This window comes from Pontibacter sp. Tf4 (assembly GCF_014212495.1).
Taxonomy (GTDB): domain Bacteria; phylum Bacteroidota; class Bacteroidia; order Cytophagales; family Hymenobacteraceae; genus Pontibacter.
In genome coordinates, this window is the sequence record NZ_JACKZC010000007.1 from 25,640 (window position 1) to 45,107 (window position 19,468).

General features: G+C 48.4%; 14 protein-coding genes. 5 read left to right on the forward strand and 9 right to left on the reverse strand.

Annotated features, from left to right (window positions below; translation table 11 throughout):
• Genes nuoL through H7F15_RS12400 form a run of 3 tightly spaced genes read left to right on the forward strand, consistent with a single transcriptional unit; the run spans position 1 to position 4,949 of the window.
• Positions 1-1,887, forward strand: coding sequence for an NADH-quinone oxidoreductase subunit L (gene nuoL / locus H7F15_RS12390; protein WP_185197306.1), 1,887 nt, complete (start codon positions 1-3; stop codon positions 1,885-1,887).
• A complete protein-coding gene (gene nuoM, locus H7F15_RS12395; protein ID WP_185197307.1) occupies positions 1,884-3,482 on the forward strand; it encodes an NADH-quinone oxidoreductase subunit M in 1,599 nt (532 codons plus the stop codon). Before nuoL ends, nuoM begins: the two co-directional genes overlap by 4 nt.
• A 6-nt stretch (positions 3,483-3,488) precedes the next feature.
• Positions 3,489-4,949 carry an NADH-quinone oxidoreductase subunit N gene (locus H7F15_RS12400; RefSeq protein ID WP_185197308.1) on the forward strand — a complete coding sequence of 487 codons (1,461 nt, stop codon included), beginning with the start codon at positions 3,489-3,491 and terminating at the stop codon, positions 4,947-4,949.
• A 678-nt stretch (positions 4,950-5,627) separates the two neighbouring features.
• On the opposite strand, the gene hemA is transcribed toward H7F15_RS12400, so the two are convergent.
• The 6 genes from hemA to H7F15_RS12430 form a co-directional block, all read right to left on the reverse strand.
• The gene (hemA, locus tag H7F15_RS12405; protein ID WP_185197309.1) at positions 5,628-6,890 is read right to left on the reverse strand and encodes a glutamyl-tRNA reductase; all 1,263 of its coding nucleotides are present in this window, start codon (positions 6,888-6,890) and stop codon (positions 5,628-5,630) included.
• 205 nt (positions 6,891-7,095) lie between these two features.
• Positions 7,096-7,605 carry a hypothetical protein gene (locus H7F15_RS12410; protein ID WP_185197310.1) on the reverse strand — a complete coding sequence of 170 codons (510 nt, stop codon included), beginning with the start codon at positions 7,603-7,605 and terminating at the stop codon, positions 7,096-7,098.
• 29 nt (positions 7,606-7,634) lie between these two features.
• A complete protein-coding gene (locus tag H7F15_RS12415) occupies positions 7,635-8,696 on the reverse strand; it encodes a response regulator (protein ID WP_185197311.1) in 1,062 nt (353 codons plus the stop codon).
• On the reverse strand, positions 8,693-9,931 hold the full coding sequence (locus H7F15_RS12420; RefSeq protein ID WP_185197312.1) for a hybrid sensor histidine kinase/response regulator: 1,239 nt from the start codon (positions 9,929-9,931) through the stop codon (positions 8,693-8,695). Before H7F15_RS12420 ends, H7F15_RS12415 begins: the two co-directional genes overlap by 4 nt.
• Before the next feature lie 147 nt (positions 9,932-10,078).
• A complete protein-coding gene (locus H7F15_RS12425; RefSeq protein ID WP_185197313.1) occupies positions 10,079-10,528 on the reverse strand; it encodes a response regulator in 450 nt (149 codons plus the stop codon).
• 11 nt (positions 10,529-10,539) lie between these two features.
• A complete protein-coding gene (locus tag H7F15_RS12430; RefSeq protein WP_185197314.1) occupies positions 10,540-12,078 on the reverse strand; it encodes a PAS domain S-box protein in 1,539 nt (512 codons plus the stop codon).
• A 381-nt stretch (positions 12,079-12,459) separates the two neighbouring features.
• Here H7F15_RS12430 and H7F15_RS12435 point away from each other — a divergent pair, with 381 nt between their 5' ends.
• Positions 12,460-13,896, forward strand: coding sequence for a M48 family metalloprotease (locus H7F15_RS12435; RefSeq protein ID WP_185197315.1), 1,437 nt, complete (start codon positions 12,460-12,462; stop codon positions 13,894-13,896).
• Between the two features lie 301 nt (positions 13,897-14,197).
• Here the strand turns inward: H7F15_RS12435 and H7F15_RS12440 are convergent, their stop codons facing one another.
• Positions 14,198-16,126, reverse strand: coding sequence for an ABC-F family ATP-binding cassette domain-containing protein (locus tag H7F15_RS12440; RefSeq protein WP_185197316.1), 1,929 nt, complete (start codon positions 16,124-16,126; stop codon positions 14,198-14,200).
• A 200-nt stretch (positions 16,127-16,326) separates the two neighbouring features.
• On the opposite strand from H7F15_RS12440, the gene H7F15_RS12445 reads away from it, so the two are divergent.
• A complete protein-coding gene (locus tag H7F15_RS12445; RefSeq protein ID WP_185197317.1) occupies positions 16,327-16,878 on the forward strand; it encodes a 2'-5' RNA ligase family protein in 552 nt (183 codons plus the stop codon).
• Positions 16,879-17,049: 171 nt separating this feature from the next.
• On the opposite strand, the gene H7F15_RS12450 is transcribed toward H7F15_RS12445, so the two are convergent.
• Both H7F15_RS12450 and H7F15_RS12455 read right to left on the reverse strand, forming a co-directional pair.
• Complete coding sequence (locus H7F15_RS12450) at positions 17,050-18,306, reverse strand: outer membrane beta-barrel protein (RefSeq protein WP_185197318.1); 1,257 nt, start codon at positions 18,304-18,306, stop codon at positions 17,050-17,052.
• Positions 18,307-18,420: 114 nt separating this feature from the next.
• Positions 18,421-19,392 (reverse strand): deoxyhypusine synthase family protein, encoded by a 972-nt coding sequence (locus H7F15_RS12455; RefSeq protein WP_185197319.1) that lies wholly within the window; start codon positions 19,390-19,392, stop codon positions 18,421-18,423.
• Positions 19,393-19,468: the final 76 nt, after the last annotated feature.

Consider the following 19,468-nt stretch of genomic DNA (forward strand, 5'->3'; position numbering starts at 1 on the left):
ATGGAAAATCTACTCTGGCTTATACCTGCGCTGCCGTTTTTGGGAGCACTGCTGCTGATACTTCTCGGCACCCGTTTGTCGCGCATGTTAGTAGCTATACTTGGTGTGGGAAGCGTGGCGGTTTCAGCTATCATCACTATACTTCTGGGAATCGAATTCCTGAGCAACCGGCCGGAGTTTTACCACCAGGAAGTATGGCAATGGTTTAGTGTGGCTGGCTTCACGCCTTCCATCGCTTTTCATGTAGATGCCCTTTCTATAGTCTTTGTTTTTGTGATCACGTTTGTAGGCGCGCTAATCCATTTTTACGCCACTGCCTACATGGCCGACGACCAGGATTATTCCCGCTTTTTTGCCTGCATGAATCTGTTTGTAGGCTCCATGCTGGTGCTGGTAATGGCCGATAACCTGCTGCTTTTATACTTAGGCTGGGAAGGTGTAGGTCTGTGCTCGTACCTGCTCATCGGGTTCTGGTACAAAGAGCCTGAAAATGGTTACGCTGCCCGAAAAGCTTTCCTCATTACCCGTGTCGGCGATACCGCCATGGCCATTGGTTTGTTCATGCTGTTCCAGGCTTTTGGAACGCTGCACATCCAGACTATACTTAATCAAGCACCTGAAGCGTGGAGCGTTGGCTCACAGATGGCCGTTATAGTTGCGCTGCTGCTGTTAGGTGGCGCAGTAGGTAAATCGGGTCAGTTGCCGTTGCAAACCTGGTTACCTGACGCGATGGCTGGCCCTACGCCGGTGTCTGCACTGATACACGCAGCTACCATGGTGACGGCTGGTGTGTACCTGATCGCGCGCATGTACGTCATCTTTGAACTGGCTCCGCTGGCCCAAACGATTGTGGCTATAGTTGGCGCTGTTACCTTGCTGCTGGCTGGCTTCTCGGCCCTTACCCAATACGACTTGAAACGCGTGCTCGCCTACTCTACTATCAGTCAGATCGGGTATATGTTCTTAGCGTTAGGAGTTGGTGCCTGGTCGGCGGGTATTTTTCATTTCATGATTCATGGCTTCTTTAAAGCGCTGCTTTTCCTCTGTGCCGGGGCAATCATCATGGCGCTGCACCACGAGCAGGACATGCGCAAAATGGGCGGTCTGCGACACAAAATGCCCGTCGTGTACTGGACCTTCCTGATCGGCGCTGCATCGCTGGCGGCCTTGCCACTTATCACTGCGGGTTTCTATAGTAAAGACCAGATTTTGTGGTATGCGCTGGCCGGGGAGAATGGTAGCATCTGGCTATACTTAGCGGGATTGTTTGGTGCGTTTATCACATCCATTTATACGTTCCGGATGGTGTTTATTACCTTCTTCGGGGAAAGCAAAACACACCTTGAGTATCCCCCTGGCAAAGTCATTACTATTCCACTTATCATACTGGCTATTCTTTCGCTGGTGAGTGGCTTTATAGAATTACCGCACAATTTCGGTCACGTTACTTTATTTTCTAACCTGATGGCGCCGGTACTGCCGGGTATAGTTGCTAATGAAAGTCTGGCCGCAAACGAATGGTTGTTTCAGTTAGTGGCGGCTATAGTTTCGCTGGGTGGTGTGTTTGTGGCGTACCTATTTTACATCAAGAGTCCGCAGTTCCTGGGAAGCATAGAACGGTCTGAGTTTGCTATGGCACTGCACCGCTTCTGGCATTCTGGCTGGGGCTTCGACGCGCTGTATGATGCCCTGATCGTGCGGCCGTACGTGTTCATCTCCAAGCTCAACAAACGTGATTTCATTGACAGCTTCTACACCGGACTTGCCCGACTGGCCGAAGGCTTCCATGTGATGTTCTCGGAAACGCAGAACGGGGTGCTTCGCAACTATGTGGCCGGCATTGTGGTCGGCGCGATCATGATTCTAACTATAAGCCTGTTCCTATGATACTCGTCTGGCTGATTGTGATACTGATGGCTGGCGGACTGCTGGCCTGGCTCTCTAAAAAAGTTAGCCCGGAACTTCCAAGATGGGTAGCGTTGGGCGCCGTTTTGCTCGATCTTATACTTATAGTTTATCTATGGATCAGCACGGAAGCAACAACTGGTTCTGCCTGGCTGCTGCGCTACGATATACCCTGGATTCCGCAATGGGGAGTGAGCTTTAGTTTGGCGTTGGATGGATTAAGTCTGCTGATGTTATTACTGACCTTCTTTCTCGGATTGCTGTCGGTGCTCATCTCCTGGAAAGAGATCAAAACCAAAGTCGGCTTCTTCCATTTTAATTTGCTCTGGGTGTTGGCCGGTATTGCGGGTGTATTCCTGACCATGGACCTGTTCCTGTTCTACTTTTTCTGGGAAGTAATGCTGATTCCGATGTACTTCCTGATCGGGGTTTGGGGACATGAGAACCGCACCTACGCAGCTTTCAAATTCTTCCTCTTCACCCAGGCAAGCGGCCTGTTCATGTTGCTGGCGATCCTTGGTCTGTATTTCATCCACGGCTCCGAAACGGGCAACTATACATTTAACTACTTTCAACTCCTTAACACACCGCTTGCCCCGGATGCTGCACGCCTGCTGATGTTTGGTTTCCTGGCTGCGTTCCTGGTGAAATTGCCGGTGGTACCCTTCCATTCGTGGCTGCCCGATGCACACTCACAGGCTCCCACTGCAGGCAGTGTTATACTAGCAGGGCTGTTGCTTAAAACCGGGGCTTATGGTCTGCTCAGATTCGTCGTGCCACTCTTCCCGACTGCTGCTGTCGAATTTGCGCCTTGGGCCATGCTGTTAGGTGGGATCGGCATACTATACGGAGCCATAGTGGCTTACTCACAAACTGACCTAAAACGATTGGTAGCCTATACTTCGGTGAGCCACATGGGTTTTGTGATACTGGGTGTTTTTGCCTTTAACGAATGGGCGCTGCAGGGCGTAGTGATGCAGATGATCGCACACGGACTAAGTACCGGTGCGCTGTTCATTTTGGCCGGCTTCCTGTACGAGCGCCTGCATACCCGCGATCTGGCACAGATGGGCGGCTTCTGGTCAAAAGCTCCGAAAATGGGCGTTGTGGCATTAGTTTTTGTCATGGCAACGCTGGGCCTTCCCGGGCTCGGCAATTTTATAGCTGAATTTCTGACCCTGGTTGGCTCGTGGCAGGCAGCTAACTGGCTTACTGTTTTCGCAACAATAGGCATTGTACTGGCAACTGCTTACTCGCTGCGCATCATGCAAAAAGTATTTTACGAACCCGGTCCGCAACAGGAATCATTCCACGACCTGAACTTCCGTGAAATGCTGATCGCTGTACCCATGGTGCTTGGTTTGCTCTGGCTGGGGCTGTATCCGCAACCCATCATCGACATGGCCAGACCTTCCATTAAAGAACAACTTCAGGCTTACAATATGGAGGGCCCAACTATAGCTGAACCCAAAACTGCGGTTGTACAGCCGCAACCTGGAGCAACTATAGACGCAGAGCAACTGGCCATAAATCAGCGAGCATTTTCAAATCTCCAGATCTTCCAATCACCAAAATAAAAGAACATGAGCCAGACAGATTTTTTATACCTGATGCCGCTGTTGATCCTCACATTTGCAGTACTTGTCTCGATGCTGGTCATTGCCGCATGGCGCAACCATAAAATCATTTATGTCATTACGGCACTGTCTTTTATTGCAGCTTTTGGTTCGCTGTTTGAGTTAAGAACTACTACAGCTTATGTCATTGAACCCATGTTTGTGATCGATGGCTTTGGTGTGTTTTATATCGGGATGATCCTGCTTACTTCGCTGCTCGTGAGCATGCTGTCGTACGCTTATTTTGAGCAGCGCGAAGAACGGAAAGAAGAGTACTACCTGCTGCTGGTGCTTGCTACATTGGGCGCCTGCGTACTTGTCATCAGTACACACTTTGCTTCGCTGTTCCTGGGCCTGGAGATTCTCAGCATTTCCCTTTATGCGCTCATCCCCTACCTGCGCACCCGTCCCCGCTCCGACGAAGCTGGGATCAAATACCTGATTTTAGCTGCTTTCTCATCTGCCTTTATGCTGTTCGGGATGGCGCTAGTATATTTTAGTACAGGAACCATGATGTTCTCCGGATTGGCTCAAAGTATAGCCGGTATGCAGGAGTTGCCGCTGTTGCTACTCACAGGTATCGGCATGATCTTGATAGGAGTTGGTTTTAAACTGGGCATCGTACCCTTCCATATGTGGACCCCGGACGTGTATGAAGGTGCGCCTGCTCCTGTTACAGCTTTTATTGCTACCGTTTCTAAAGGTGGTGTGTTAGGTCTGCTGGTGCGTTTCTTTATGGAAGTAGATGGTTTCCGTTACCCGGTACTGATAACGATTTTTACTGTTGTTGCCATTACATCTATGTTCGCCGGAAACCTGCTGGCCCTGATACAGAAAAACGTAAAACGCATCTTAGCTTATTCATCTATTTCGCACCTAGGCTATATTTTAGTCGCGTTTATGGCTGGAAACCAGATGGGTGTAGAAGCGATAACTTTTTACCTGGTAGCTTATTTTATTACCAGCGTCGGGGCATTTGGTGTAGTTGCCATGCTCTCAGACAAAGACAGCGACGCTGAGTTACTGGACGATTACAAAGGCCTGCTCTGGCGCCGCCCCTGGACAGCAGCTGTATTCTCTGCTATGTTGTTATCGCTGGCCGGCATTCCATTAACGGCTGGTTTTGTGGGTAAATTCTATATCATCGCCGCTGGTATAAATGACCAATTATGGCTGCTGGTGGTGATGCTGGTACTCAACAGTGTGATAGGATTATACTACTACATCAAGATCATCGCCGTTATGTTCCAGCAACCGGAAACAGAACGTGAACCAGGTACACGTTTGCGCCCATCAATTTATGTAGCCAGTGCCGGGACATTGGCTGTGTTAGCGCTGTTGCTGGTGTATGTAGGAGTTTATCCAACTGGGCTGGTGCAGTTGATTCAGAATGTGCTGGTGAGTGTGCCGGAGATAGTAGCCAAGTAGGATTTGAGCTTGTCTGAATCAGGATTTCCAGGATTTTAGGATTGAGGCTTTTGCTATAGTTGGGGCTATAGTTCTATAGCTGCGGTAATCCAACCACCTCTGCCCCTCCTTATCTAAGGAGGGGAACCTTGCTGACTTATCATTTCATAGACTATAGTTTCATAGTTACAGCCTGAGAGCAGGACAGGTTTACCTGTCCCTTTGAAATTACAACCGCGAGTAAAACCGATCTGCTCTAACTAAGAGCAAGCACAGAAACTATAGCTAAGGCAGTTACTATCGAACTGATCTCAGTCTTTGGGTTGAGCGCCTTGTAGATTTCTGGTGGCGTAGCCATTGCGAGGAACGATCAAAGGAAATGTACACCGCGCGATGCCCGAAGGCGGGGCCTCCCGGCCCTAGAGGGAGCCAACGAAACTATAAAACTATAGGTTCTTAAAGCTCCAAGGATCAGAAGGAGCTATAGAACAACGGCTTGGTTCCAGCATTAGGCAAAGTAAACTATAGCAGGATAACTTGTAAACTTCAACTATAGGTTGAGATAGATTTCTCACTGCGTTCGAAATGACAAAAAAGGACAATTGAGTTCCTTCAACTTCGCTCAGGATGACAAAAAATCATAACAACAAAAAAGGCTCTTGAAACAAGAGCCTTTTTATATTCACCTATACTAAACTTCTAAACTTTATCTTTCTCTAAACTAAACAACGCAGCTAAACCCTCTACCAGCGCTTCCGACTCACCACGCATGCAGGCGGCTTTCAGCTCTAAGGCTGGCAATTTTACGATCTTATTCAGAATACCCAGTGTTAACTTTTCTACTACTTCACGCTCCGCTTCGCCCAGGTTTTTAAGGTAACGGTTCATTTCCTGCTGACGGATCTCTTCCAGCTTGCTTTTGAACTGCTGCAGCGCCGGCGACATGGCCATCTCACGGGTCCAGGTGCTGAACTCAACTATAGCTTCTGCAATGATCTGCTGTACCTGCGGAATGGCAGCCATACGCATTTCCAGAGCTTCTGAAGCGCGGTTTTTAATGGTATCTACATTGTAAACTTCTACACCTGCCAGTTCTTCCAGGGTACTATCGATGCTGCGTGGCATGGAAAGGTCCAGGAAGAATTTTGGAGTAGTGACGCCCTGCTTCTCCACCATCTCTTTGTATATGTAAAAGCAGTCGCCTGGCACAGAAGAGATCACCACATCGGCTTTCGCAATCTCTTCCCACACATTTTCCCAGTACACAGCGGTAGCGTTTGTTTTCTCGGCTAAGGCTTGTGCTTTATGGTGCGTGCGGTTAACTATAGTTACATTCTTAACAGCAGATTTCTGGAAGTTATCGCACACGTTGGCTCCTATCTCACCCACACCGATCATTAGCACACGCGGGTTTACCAGGTCTGTGATCAACTCTTCTACCAACTCTACTGTGGCATAAGATACCGATGCAGCGCCATCAAAGAAGGCAGTTTCGTTGAAAACCTGTTTGTTGGTAGCGAAAATGGTGTGCAGTAAACGGTGCAGAAACGGGCCAGCCATGTTCGCATCTGCCGACCACTGGTAGGCTTTCTTTACCTGGTTCAGTATCTGCATATCGCCTACTACCTGCGACTCCAGCCCAAGGCCAACATAAAATAAGTGCTGAACAGCTAAGGCAGGATCAGTGATGTGCTTGAAATAGGGCGTAATATTTTTGGTGGCTACAAAACCGCGCTCCATCGCAATAAGTTTAATAATTGCCTGGTCCAGCTCTGTTTCAGCGCTATAGTATACTTCGGTGCGGTTGCAGGTCGAAAGCACCAGCACATCCTGGGCATCAGTAAATTCCTTTATTTTATCCAGCAAATTACGGCAGCCGATCTCGTTCAGGGCCACAGCTTCGCGCACATTTATCGGTGCATGCTTGTATGATAAAGTAAGGGCTTTAAAGTTGTTCTGCATCTTGGTCTTTCAGATTACGTTGCAAATTTCCGAAATGCAACGCAGCAGAAACATGACATAAGTCAATAACTGCTATTGATTGATGTCAGCTTTGGTGTTTTTTGTGATTGATGTTTTGAGTTTCGAAGTATTGTAAAAAACTATAGCCCGAACTTCATTTCAGAAGCCCGGGCTATAGTTTAATTTTTGCAATATAGAACTTAAATCACATATAAATTTTATCGCTTTGTGGCAGGTTTTTCACTTTATCTTTGCTTTGAAGAATCTCCCACAATGTATCAGTGATTAAGTCAAATCTCTCCTCTATAGCCTTATCTTTTACATCACAATATATTAAGTCATAAACTCTTTTCTCCTTAGAACCAATTCTCACTTTCACTTCCATTGTAAAAGCAGGCAACATGCATGTGCCACCCCCCCTCTCAATAGTGTCAGGCAAGCTTAAAAAATCTACCTTCTTTACTACCTCAAAAATTTTCTGCTTTTCTTCAGCAGTTAGCTCTACTTTAACTTTTCTAGTTTCATTAACATAATCCCGAGCATAAATCGAATCAATAGAAGAAAAATAATTATCCCCCCTATTTACATCATATTCAATATCGAAATCTGAAAAGCCTTCAGGATCAGACAGCATATAATCACTCTTTTCTCCTGAATCAGTTCGATTATTACAGGATATAAGTAATGCCAAAAAGCAAAAGATGAAGTATTTCATTATGTTGCTATAAATTTATATGCAAGCAGTTAATTCCGCATTTTGGCCAGCTTCTCCGAGTTGAGTATAAAGATACGGCTGCCCTGGCTGTCGATCAGTTTTTCGTCTTTAAAATCAGCAAGGGTACGGATAACAGTTTCTTTGGACGCACCAACTATACTGGCCAGGTCTTCGCGGGTAATACTGATCTGGGTTTTGTCGCCGGCCTGTTGCTGGTATTGTTTTTCTACTAAAAGCAGAGCTTCGGCTACACGCTTGCGCACCGAATTGTAAGCCAGTTTCAGCAGGCGCTCTTCGCGGTCGGCCAGGTTATCAGATAGCAGCCTGATAAATTTGTTGGCAACGTCGCGGTTATGGTTCAGCAGTGTAAAAAAGTCCTCTCTCGGGATGATGTATACTTCAGAATCTTCCAGCGCTACCGCCGATTCTCTATAGTTAGAATCTTCCAGCAGATCGAGGTAACCAATAAAGTCGCCGTCTTTAAACAGGTTGGTAATGTACTCGCGGCCTTCTTCGTTGGCTTTAAATGTTTTTATCTTACCCTTGTTCAGAAAGTACAGAGCTGTAGGGCGGTAGCCTTCCATAAACAGGTGCTGCTTCTTTTTAAACACCGTTACTTTGCGCTTATCCGAAAGCAGTTTGTTCAGGTCTTCGTAGCCGCGTGCTTCCTGTATAAAGTTGTCGATGCCTTCCACGCTTTTCTTGAACTCGGCTTTCAGGATCTCGTTCTTTTTCAGGCGCATTTCTACAGCATCCAGCAACTCCAGGTCGTCGAAAGGCTTGGTCAGGTAATCATCGGCACCCAGGTTCATGCCTTTCCGGAAGTCGTCTTTCTCTGATTTGGCTGTCAGGAAAATAAAGGGAATGCTGGAGGTAGCCGGGTTTTTGCTTAGCATGTGCAGTACACCATAGCCGTCCAGTTGGGGCATCATAATGTCGCAGATGATCAGGTCCGGATGCTCGTTTTTGGCAAGCTCCACCCCTACTTTTCCGTTCTCTGCCTCCAGCACCTTATAGTTGGCCAGCGAGAGTATTTCGGCGGTGTTTTCCCTGATTTCCTGGTTGTCTTCAATCAGCAATATCTTTTTCATGCGTCGGGTGTTGTGTTTGGCAAGGTTATGTAAAAGGTCGTGCCTTCGTTCAGTTCACTTTCATAATTCAATGTTCCGCCCATAATATCTACGTAGCGGTTCACAATATTAAGCCCAAGGCCGGTACCCTGTATGTTGGTTACGTTCTGAGCCCTGAAAAACGGTGTAAATAAATGTACCTTATCCGCATCCGGAATACCGATGCCCTGGTCTTTTACGGTCAGGTTTATAGTTGTATTTACCTCTGTGTCTATGTAAATCTGTTTCCCCTCGCCGGAATACTTGCTGGCGTTGGAGAGCAGGTTCAGCATAATATTCTTGAGCAACTGCTTATCCAGGGTAACTATAGTTTCGGGGCCCGAGTGGGTGTAATGTATCTTCTGACCGATCTTTACAAGTCCCTGCATCTCATCTACTATTTCGGCTGTGAAATCTTTCAGATCGAAGGTAGTGGGCACGTTGTAGATCTTGCCTTCCTCGATGCGGCTGATCGATAGGAAATCGTTGAGAATATTGGTCAGGTGACTGACAGCGGACTTGATGCGCTCCACGTGTTTCTGGCGCTTCTCGTCGTCTTCGGTGGTTTTGTATTTGCCTATCAAAGATGCAGAGGAAAGCACCGTGCTAAGCGGCGTTCTGAACTCGTGCGAGGCAATTGTTACAAACCTGGATTTAAGTTCGTGCAGCTCTTTCTCTTTTTGCAACGCCTTCCGGATCTCGACCTGTGCCTGGTAAAGGGTGCGGTTGGTGTCCTCAAGTTTGCGGATGGCTTCGCCCAGTTCGCGGGTACGTTCGTCCACACGCTGCTCCAGCTCGGTGTTCAGCTTCTGTATCTCGGCCAGGTTTTTGGCGTGCTCTATGCTATACCTCACCGACCGCTCCAGGCTGAACGGGTCGAAGGTACCTTTTACCAGGTAATCCGAAGCCCCGACACGCATGGCCTTTTCGTCGGTTTCGCAGTCGCTCTGGCCGGTTAAAAGGATAAACGGGGCATGGCTGCCGGCCTCTACAGCCTGCGATATCAGCTCCAGCCCGTCGTGTGCTCCCAGCCTGAAATCCACCAGGTACACATCGTGCTGCTCCCGGCTGATCAGCTCCAGTGCTTCGCTGAAAGAAGCCGTCCAGTCGAGCGCATAGTTCCGCCCGGGGATATCGTCCATAATATCCTTGGTAATGATGAAGTCATCCTCATCATCATCAATCAGCAGCACACGAATCTTATTGCTATCAGGCATATTTATAGTTTGTGAGTTTAGGAAGTATGAGGTAAGAGTTTGAGAAGTAAAAAGTGTTTTGATTAATATAGTCAGACAATTCCCTGACACTTTTCAACTATAAACTTCTCACTTCTCTAACTCTTACTTCCTAAACTATTTAACTCTTTAACTTTTCGGCAGTTCTACTATTTCGAACCAGTATTTGCTGAGGGTTTTCATCACATCTACCAGCGAGCTGAAGGTTACCGGTTTGGTGATGAACGAGCTCACGCCCAGGTCATAGGTTCTCAGAATATCTTCTTCGGCTTTGGAAGTGGTAAGCACTACCACCGGAATCATGCGCAGGTGATCCTGTGCTTTGATGTCTTTCAACGCTTCGCGGCCATCTTTTTTAGGCATGTTCAGGTCCAACAGTATCAGGCCCGGCGTCGGGTACTGGTGTTTGTCTGCAAATTTGCCTTTGTTGTTCAGGTAGTCCAGCAGCTCTTCGCCGTTCTCTACAAACTCGATGTGGTTGTTCAGGCGGCTTTCTTCCAGCGCTTCCTTCACCAGCATACGGTCTTCGGCATCATCGTCGGCAATAAGTATAACTATAGATTTGGGGTTCGGACTCATGGGTTCTTATTTTATTCCTGAAGGTGTTTTTTTGCTAAGGTAATGATAAAACGGGTGCCTTCGCCGGCTTTGCTTTTCGCGGTAATGTCGCCGCCGTGGCGCACGGCTATTTTACGACAAACGGCCAGGCCAATGCCAGAGCCTTCGTACTTCTGCCCCTCCAGACGCTGGAAGATGTTGAAGATACGGTCCAGGTACTTTTCATCGAAGCCAATGCCATTATCTTCTATGCTTATCTCCACCAGTTCGTCGCCTGGTGTCGAGGTCATATGGGCCTGGCGCTGCACGGCTCTCGCAGAAATGGAAACAACCGGCGTTACGCCCTCTTTCCGGAACTTAATGGCATTGCTGATCAGGTTCTGGAAGAGCTGTCGCATCTGGGTTGGTTCGGCTTCAATAACCGGCAACGGCGACCGTACAATCCGGGCACCCGTCTGTTCTATAGTTACCTCCAGGTCCGAAAGCACTTCCGACAGAATATGGTCAAGGTCTACCTTCACAAAAGCCTTGGATTTGCTGGTAACTCTCGAGAAATCAAGCAGGTCGTTTATCAGGTTCTGCATACGCATGGCAGCGTTCAGCATCCTGTCTACGTAATCTTTACCCTGTACACTCAGTTTATCGTATTCCTTGGTTTTCAGGCGGTCGCCGAAGGCCTGTATCTTGCGCAGCGGTTCCTGCAGGTCATGCGACGACACGTAGGCAAAGTCCTGCAGCTCGCGGTTACTGCGCTCCAGTTCGGCAGCATAGCGGCGCAGGCGTTCCTCGTGTACCTTTTGCTGGGAGATGTCGTGCACAAAGCCGGTGTAAACCTTGCGGTCTGCCAGCTGTACTTCACTGATACTTAAGAAGAACGGAAACGTTGTACCGTCCTTTCGCAGGCCTGATACTTCGCGCCCGATGCCGATGATGTGCGGAATACCGGTCTGGTGGTAACGCTCCATGTAGCCATCGTGCAGGCTGCTGTCCGGCTCCGGCATCAGCATACTGATGTTACGCCCTAACAACTCACTTTCGCTGTAACCAAAAAGCTTCTGAGCCGCCGGGTTTACCATCTCCATCAGCCCGTGCGTATCAATAGTGATAATACCGTCTACTGCCGTCTGTATAATCGAGTTGAATTTGTTCTCGCTTTCGCGCAGGGCGGTTTCCGTTTTCTTTAGCTCCGTAATGTCGTGCACAATGCCGGTAAAGATCTGCTTATCCTGCAGGCGCACTTCGCTTATACTCAACAGAAACGGAAAAATAGTACCATCCTTCTTTTTGCCCAGCACCTCTCGCCCTATCCCGATGATCTGCCCCACTCCGGTGCGGTGGTAGTTATCAATGTACACATCGTGCAGGCTTTTATCGGGCTCCGGCATCAGCATTTTTATATTGTGGCCGATCACCTCTTCGGGCTCATACCCAAAAATGCGGGCGGCTGCCGGGTTCATGGTCTCTACAAGGCCCCTGTTATCGATGGTGATAATGCCGTCGATGGCTGTATCAATAATGGCCCGCAACCTGGACTGCGAATCGGTGCTATAGTTGTTTTGTTTCTCTTCCAACGCTTCAGTATTTTACTAAATATAAGTGTTCTGCTTTAAATGGCAAACTATACCTATACGTCCAAATTTAACTATAATACCAGTATGTGCCACCATGCAGCTTGTCTATGAATGGTATCCGGTTAAGCTTCAGCTACAATAATGAACAGCTCCGCCCCCAACTATAGCTCAGAATTATAATCCTGAAAGTATAACAAACTATAGATTCTACCGGGCAGGCACAGACACAAGCGCCGGTACTGAAACGAACTATAAAAGCACCAGCAGGCGGTTTAGGCCGGCTGCTGCAACCAATCATAACTATACTCGTTGCAATTACAATATAGGTTTTTAAAGATTATAGTGATCGTACAAAAACCGTAGACTAAAAATTAAGAGACAATGAAGAGATTACAGATAACCGTGTTTATTACAAGTCTGCTGTTGCTCTTTAACTCCTGTTCTACCAACCCGGTAACAGGTAAAAAAGATGTGATCCTGATGTCGGAGGGCCAGGAGCTGGCCATGGGCCAGGAAGCAGACCCGCAGATTGTTGCGCAGTTCGGATTGTATGAGAACCCTGCTGTGCAGCGCTTTATAGATGAGAAAGGACAGAAAATGGCTGCCATCTCGCACCGCAGCAACATTAAGTACAATTTTAAAGTGCTTGACTCTCCTGTTATAAACGCTTTTGCCGTGCCGGGCGGCTACGTTTACTTTACGCGTGGCATTATGGCGCATTTTAACAACGAAGCGCAGTTTGCCGGTGTACTTGGCCACGAGATTGGCCACATTGCGGCACGCCACTCGGCGCAGCAGCAAAGCAAAGCCGTGCTGAGTCAGGTTGGCCTTATTGCCGGTATGATACTGGTGCCCGAGCTGGCGCAGTTCGGTAACGAGGCTATGCAGGGCCTGAGCCTGCTATTCTTAAAATTCGGGCGGGACGATGAGCGCGAATCGGACAGGCTGGGCGTGGAATACTCTACTAAAATTGGCTACGATGCCGACGAAATGGCCGACTTCTTTCTGACCCTGAAACGCAAGCAGGAAGAAAGCGGCCAGGCCATTCCGGAGTTTATGAGCACCCACCCCGACCCGGGCAACCGTTATACCACCGTGCACGAACTGGCCGCCGAATGGCAGAAAAAGCTTAACGCCACCAACCTGCAGGTTGGCCGTAACTCTTACCTGCGCATGATAGACGGCATGGTGTATGGCGAAGATCCGAAGCAGGGTTTTGTGGAGGACTTTGTATTTTACCACCCTGTACTGAAATTCCAGTTCCCGATACCAAACGGCTGGAAGTACCTGAACTCGCCACAAAGTTTCCAGATGGCCCACCCCGAAGGCAAAGCCATCATTAACCTGACACTTGCGCCCGGTACCTCGCTGGAAGATGCTGCCCGCCAGACCCTGGAAGGCTATCAGCTTACGCTGGTAGAATCGAAGAATACCACCGTGAACGGCAATAATGCGCTGGCTGTAGTGGCCGACCAGAAGCAGGAACAAGGCGTGATCCGGACGCTGACTTATTTTATACAGTATGGTGGCAACATCTATAGTATCATGGGCATCACGTCGGGCAACGATTTCAACAACTACTTCAACACCTTCTCTGGCACCATGACCAATTTCAGGCAGCTGACCGACCAGAGCAAACTGAACAAAAAGCCAGAGATAATACGCATTAAAACAGTAGCCCAGAACACCACCCTGGCGCAGGCCCTGCAATCGAATGGCATGCCAAGCGCCCGTATGGAAGAACTGGCCGTACTGAACGGGATGCAGCTAAGCGACCGCGTAGAAAAAGGCATGTTGATAAAAGTGATCACACAATAGCAACTTCTGCCGGAACCCTGGTTTTTACTGAGAGCAAGCCGGTCAGGAACTATAGCAATATAAAACAGGAGCGCCAGGTAAAGTTTACCTGGCGCTCCTGTTTTATAGTTTAAATTACTAACAATATTCTCTCTCGTGTTTTGCCCTGTTTTAAACTATAGCACTATAGTTGAGGTGCCGCCTGAACTATAGCTCAAACTATAGCTATAGCAACCGGAGTCTGGTTGTTAGATCACACTCGCGTGCCACAGGCGAGGGGGTTAACTATAGATTCTAACTAAAGCTATAGTTTACGTACGTTTTAGCCCAGCTTACTTTCCAGCTCTTCCACTTCCAGCATCTGTTCTTCCCATTGGTTGTTGGCCTGTTCCAGCTCTTTCTGTACGGCTTCAAACTTACGGGATGTTTCCTGCAGCAAATCTACGTTTCCGTATACTTTCGGGTCGGCCAGTTCGGTCTCATATGTTGCCAGTTCCTGCTCCAGTTGCTGTACTTTTTTCTCCATCTCTGCCAGCTTTTTGTTGGCCTGTTTCAACTGGTTGTTCAGCTGGTTAAATTCGGAGTTGTTACGGTTCTGCTTGGGCTCCTCTTTTTTGGGAGCGGGCGCTGCGGCTGCCTGTAGTTTTGCTTCCTTCTCGCGCTTCTCCTGAAAAGCCTCAAATTCGTGGTAAGTGCCCGGGTATTCTTTCAGCTGATAATCTTCGATGTACCAGATCTTGGTCGCTACATTTTCCACAAAATAACGGTCGTGCGAGATGATGACGAACGTACCTTCGTACTGCTCCAGCGCCTGTATCAGGATGTTCACCGATTGCATGTCCAGGTGGTTGGTAGGCTCATCCAGCATCAGGAAATTAGCCTCAGAGATCAGTGTTTTGGCCAGCGCCACGCGGCTTTTCTCGCCACCCGACAGCACCTTTATCTTCTTGAACACATCGTCGCCGGTGAACAGGAAAGAACCCAGCAGCGTGCGCAACTCAACCTCTGTTTTTTTGGAGCCGGCCTGCTGTAGTTCCTGCAGTATCTCGTTCTCCACGTTAAGGGCTTCAAGCTGGTGCTGCGCGTAAAACGACATGATGACGTTATGGCCCAGTTCACGCTTGCCCTGTATCGGTTCGGTGCCGGCAATAATGCGTAGCAGCGTGGATTTACCCTTACCATTGGCACCTATCAGCGCAATTTTATCGCCACGCTCAATGTGCACGTTGGTATCCCGGAAAATGACCTTGTTGCCAAAGGCTTTGCTCATGTGTTCGAGGCGAAGGATGTGGCGGCCGGGCTGTGTACTGAACCGGAAACTGAAGTTCACTTTCGCTGCTTCCGGGGCAACCTCCTCAATGCGCTCCATCCGCTCCAGCTGCTTCATGCGGCTCTGGGCCTGCTTGGCTTTGGTGGCTTTGGCTTTAAAGCGCTCAATAAACCGTTCTGCCTGTCGTATCTGGGCTTGCTGGTTTTCGTAGGCACCTTTCTGTATCTCGTTGCGCAGCGCTTTTTCTTCTACATAAAAACTATAGTTGCCGGGGTAATAATTCAGCTTGGCACCCGATACCTCTACCGTAATATTGGTGGTTCTGTCCAGAAACTCGCGGTCGTGCGACACGATCACTACTGCTCCTTCGAAGCGCTCCAGGTAACTCTCCAGCCACTTAATGGAAGGCAGGTCCAGGTGGTTGGTAGGCTCATCCAGCAGCAGCAGCGAGGGTTTCTGCAAGAGTATTTTGGCCAGCATCACGCGCATGCGCCATCCACCCGAAAACGACTCCAGCGGCTGCTTCAGTTCTTCGGTCGTAAAGCCCAGTCCTTCCAGTATCGCTTCGGCTTCGGCCTGCATGGTGTAACCGCCTAAAGTTTCAAAGCGCTCCTGCAGGTCGGCTAATTTGCCCACCAGGTCATCATGGAAATTATTTTCGAACTCCACCAGCACTTTATCTATCTCGGCCTGCAGGTAAATCGCCTCTTCAAAGGCCTGCATCGCCACCGACAAAATACTTTCGTGGGTCTGGTAGCTGAGCAGGTCCTGGTTCAGGAAACCAATGGTTGTTTCCTTGCTCATCTGTATACTGCCGCTGTCGGGTTTGTATTCGCCAACTATAATGCGCAGCAACGTAGACTTGCCCGTACCATTTAACCCGATCAGACCAATTTTATCTTTTGGCCGAATGTGCAGGTTGGCATCGTCGTACATGGGGCGGCTGCCGAAATGAAAGCTAAGGTTGTTTATGGAGATCATGTATCCGTATCAAGCTGTAAAGTGCAAAGTTACTTAAAATCGTAAGAACTGCGCAGGTTTAGCAAAGTGTAAGAGCGCTACAGCAGGCATGTTTTAGCCGGTTTTACTAAACAAAAGCCCGTCGCAGCCGTTTCAACTTCTGTTATCGTACACAATTGCTTACCTTTGCCGTTTGGCAAACCATACTTTACCAGGTAACTATGATCGCGATCACTTCGCTTTTAGATAAAAAACATTCAGACCGGGTTTCGGAGCTTACTGAGCATCTTGAAAAAAGATTTGGACTGAGCGGAGTAAAAGTGACCCCTTACCCCCACCTGACCCTGCTTACCGCCGAAGTGCCCGACATGGAAGAGCTGAAGCAATACCTGGAGCTTACCTGTTTTGAAATGCCTGACTTTACCATTCGCACGACCGGACTGGGTATTTTTCCGGGTCCTACGCCAGTGGTTTACATACCTGTTCTGCGTACCACCCAGCTAAACCAGCTGCACGCCAAACTGCACCGCGATATATCCGAAATGAGCAGCGAAATGGGCCTGTACTATAACCCCAACATGTGGCTGCCCCATATCTCGCTTGCCCTCGGCGATACCACACCCAAAATGCTCGGCCCTGTGCTTGCTTTCCTGAGCAACTTTAATTTTACCTGGGAGATAACCCTCGATAACATTACGATCCTGCAGAAAAGCGGTGATTACTTCCTGAAGGAAGAAGAGTTCCGGTTCGGAAGACGCGAGCTGATCAGTTAGACCGGCAACTATAGTTTGGAACCTTTTACCAGGCTATAGCTTAAGCTCCTGATAACTGCGAATAACGAGCACCTAAAAACTGAAAACGAAAAGCTATAGTTGCCTGAAACAGAAGCGGCTGCCGGGTTTTTCCTGCAGCTGCTTCTGTTTATAGTCCAGCTAATCGTCAGTTTAATTAAAACTATAACCGACCAGCAGATTGAACGAATTGCGGGCAGTGCTTACTTCTGTAAATGCCGACATGCCATTGCTTGTTTCGATCCGTGCTTCTGCCCGCAGTCTGCGCAGTTCTATACCGGCACCAATCAGCAGGCCCTGCTCATACTTCCGGATCGGGTCCAGCATGGGGGCGGTTGTGGTTCGCTCCATTGTAAACACGCGCGAAAAGGTTTCGATGGTATTGTTGTTTACGATGTTATAGTTGTTAGCCATACCAACACTCACAAAAGGCTTCCAGGAAAGGAGCGAGAACTGGTAACGCACCATCGTATTCAGGCCGATGTAGCCCATGTCAAAATCTAATTTCTCGTGTCTGAACTCTCCGTAAATCCTGCGCTCCTGCTCGCCTTTTACCTGGTAGGCTTTCCAGGCCAGCTCGTTATAGATAGACCATTTTCCGTTTCCGCGTGGCAAAACCGCATTCATCGAAATGCCTGCTGTATAGTTACGGCTCAAATCTCCGCTGCTCAGATCGTACTCTGTTCCGCTCCTGTTTATCTTCAGCTGAGATGGCATCAGGCCACCAACTACGCCAAATTTGAACGTTACTTTTTCGGTGCTGGCAACATACTGTTTTTCGGTATCTGCAAAGCAGGAATTATAGTTGGTAAAAAGCTTAACAAGTGGCTGTGTCTGTAGTTGGGTACTTCTGATCTGTTTCAGGGCTTCCGGGCAGTCCTGCATGTTAAGCTTCAGTATTTCCTGGTACACATTTACTCTGCTGACAGCTTTCGTACCGTCCAAGGCCACCATTCGTTTCCGGATAATTAGTTCACTCGGCTGTTCTCCGGCTTTCTGCAGGAAAAAGTGTTTCTTGGAGTTCTCGTCTTCCATATAAAGCAGGGTAAGCTTTCCGCTTGCCAGCACACGCAGTAAAACGGTATCCGTTACAATAAGGGGCAAATCATCTACTTTCATCTGGTTCAGGTTTTCCGGCGACTTGTCTATCTGCACTATTTCGCTTTTAAAAATATCGCCGGTGGTCAGGCCAAAGCCTTTTATCTGGGCTGCTGATAAGGTGGTGAAGGAGGAACTTTCAGGGGAAGAAGCTACGCGGATATGGTCCGGGCTTTTGATCCAGTTGCGGTCGTCGATATAACTTTTTACGGTGTCGCCGCTGGTGGTAAGGTAATAACCGGGCACAAAGTTCTTCTGTGCTGCGGCTGCAAAGGTTAGCAGGCAGCAAAATGCGGTAAAGATTGCTTTCATTTAAAATTGGTTGGAAATAATGCTCAAAGATACACTTAAGTATCTGAAAATAAAGAGGGCTGCAAGTGATTTACCTGCAGCCCTCTTGCTTATAGTTCAGCCTTACGGCCTGTGTTACATATCCAGTACAATGGCAAAAATAAGTGGCGCTACTATAGTTGCATCCGACTCAATTACGAACTTAGGCGTTTCTTTGCCCAGCTTACCCCAGGTAATCTTCTCGTTAGGCACGGCACCTGAATAAGAACCGTAGCTGGTTGTAGAATCAGAGATCTGTGCAAAATAACCCCACAACGGAACGTTGGTGCGACGCAGGTCCTGGTGCAGCATTGGTACCACGCAAATAGGGAAGTCGCCGGCAATACCGCCACCGATCTGGAAGAAACCTACAGTAGAATCGTCCTGTGCATTCTGCGTATACCAGTCGGCCAGGTACATCATGTACTGGATACCGGTTCGCATGGTGTGCACGTTTTTGATGTCGCCGCTGATCACGTGGCCTGCGTAGATGTTACCCAGCGTTGAATCTTCCCAACCCGGGCAGATGATAGGCAGGTTCTTTTTAGCAGCTTCCAGCATCCAGCTGTTTTTCGGATCGATCTGGTAGTACTGCTCCAGCTCACCTGATAACAGAATCTGGTAGAAGAACTCGTGCGGGAAGTAAGATTTGCCTTCCTGGTCTGCTTTTTCCCAGAACTTAAGCACCGTATGCTCAATGCGGCGCATCGCTTCTTCTTCCGGAATACAGGTGTCGGTCACGCGGTTCATGTGGCGCTCCAGCAGGGCTTCTTCATCAGCTGCCGATAGTTCGCGGTAATGCGGTACGCGCTCATAAAAATCATGCGCCACCAGGTTAAAGATGTCTTCTTCCAGGTTAGCGCCTGTACACGAAATGGCATGCACCTTGTCCTGACGGATCATTTCGGCCAGAATAATGCCCAGCTCTGCTGTAGACATAGCACCCGCCAGCGTGATCATCATTTTACCACCGTTGTTCAGGTGTGTCTTGTATCCTTCGGCAGCGTCTATCACAGAGGCCGCATTAAAATGCTTGTAGTGCTTCTTTAAAAAGTTGGTTACGTTCATCTTTCTGTTATTCAGTTCTTTTGCTATTCGTGTTTATACTCTAATTAAACTCCGGGAGTTCAGTAAGTTGTATTTC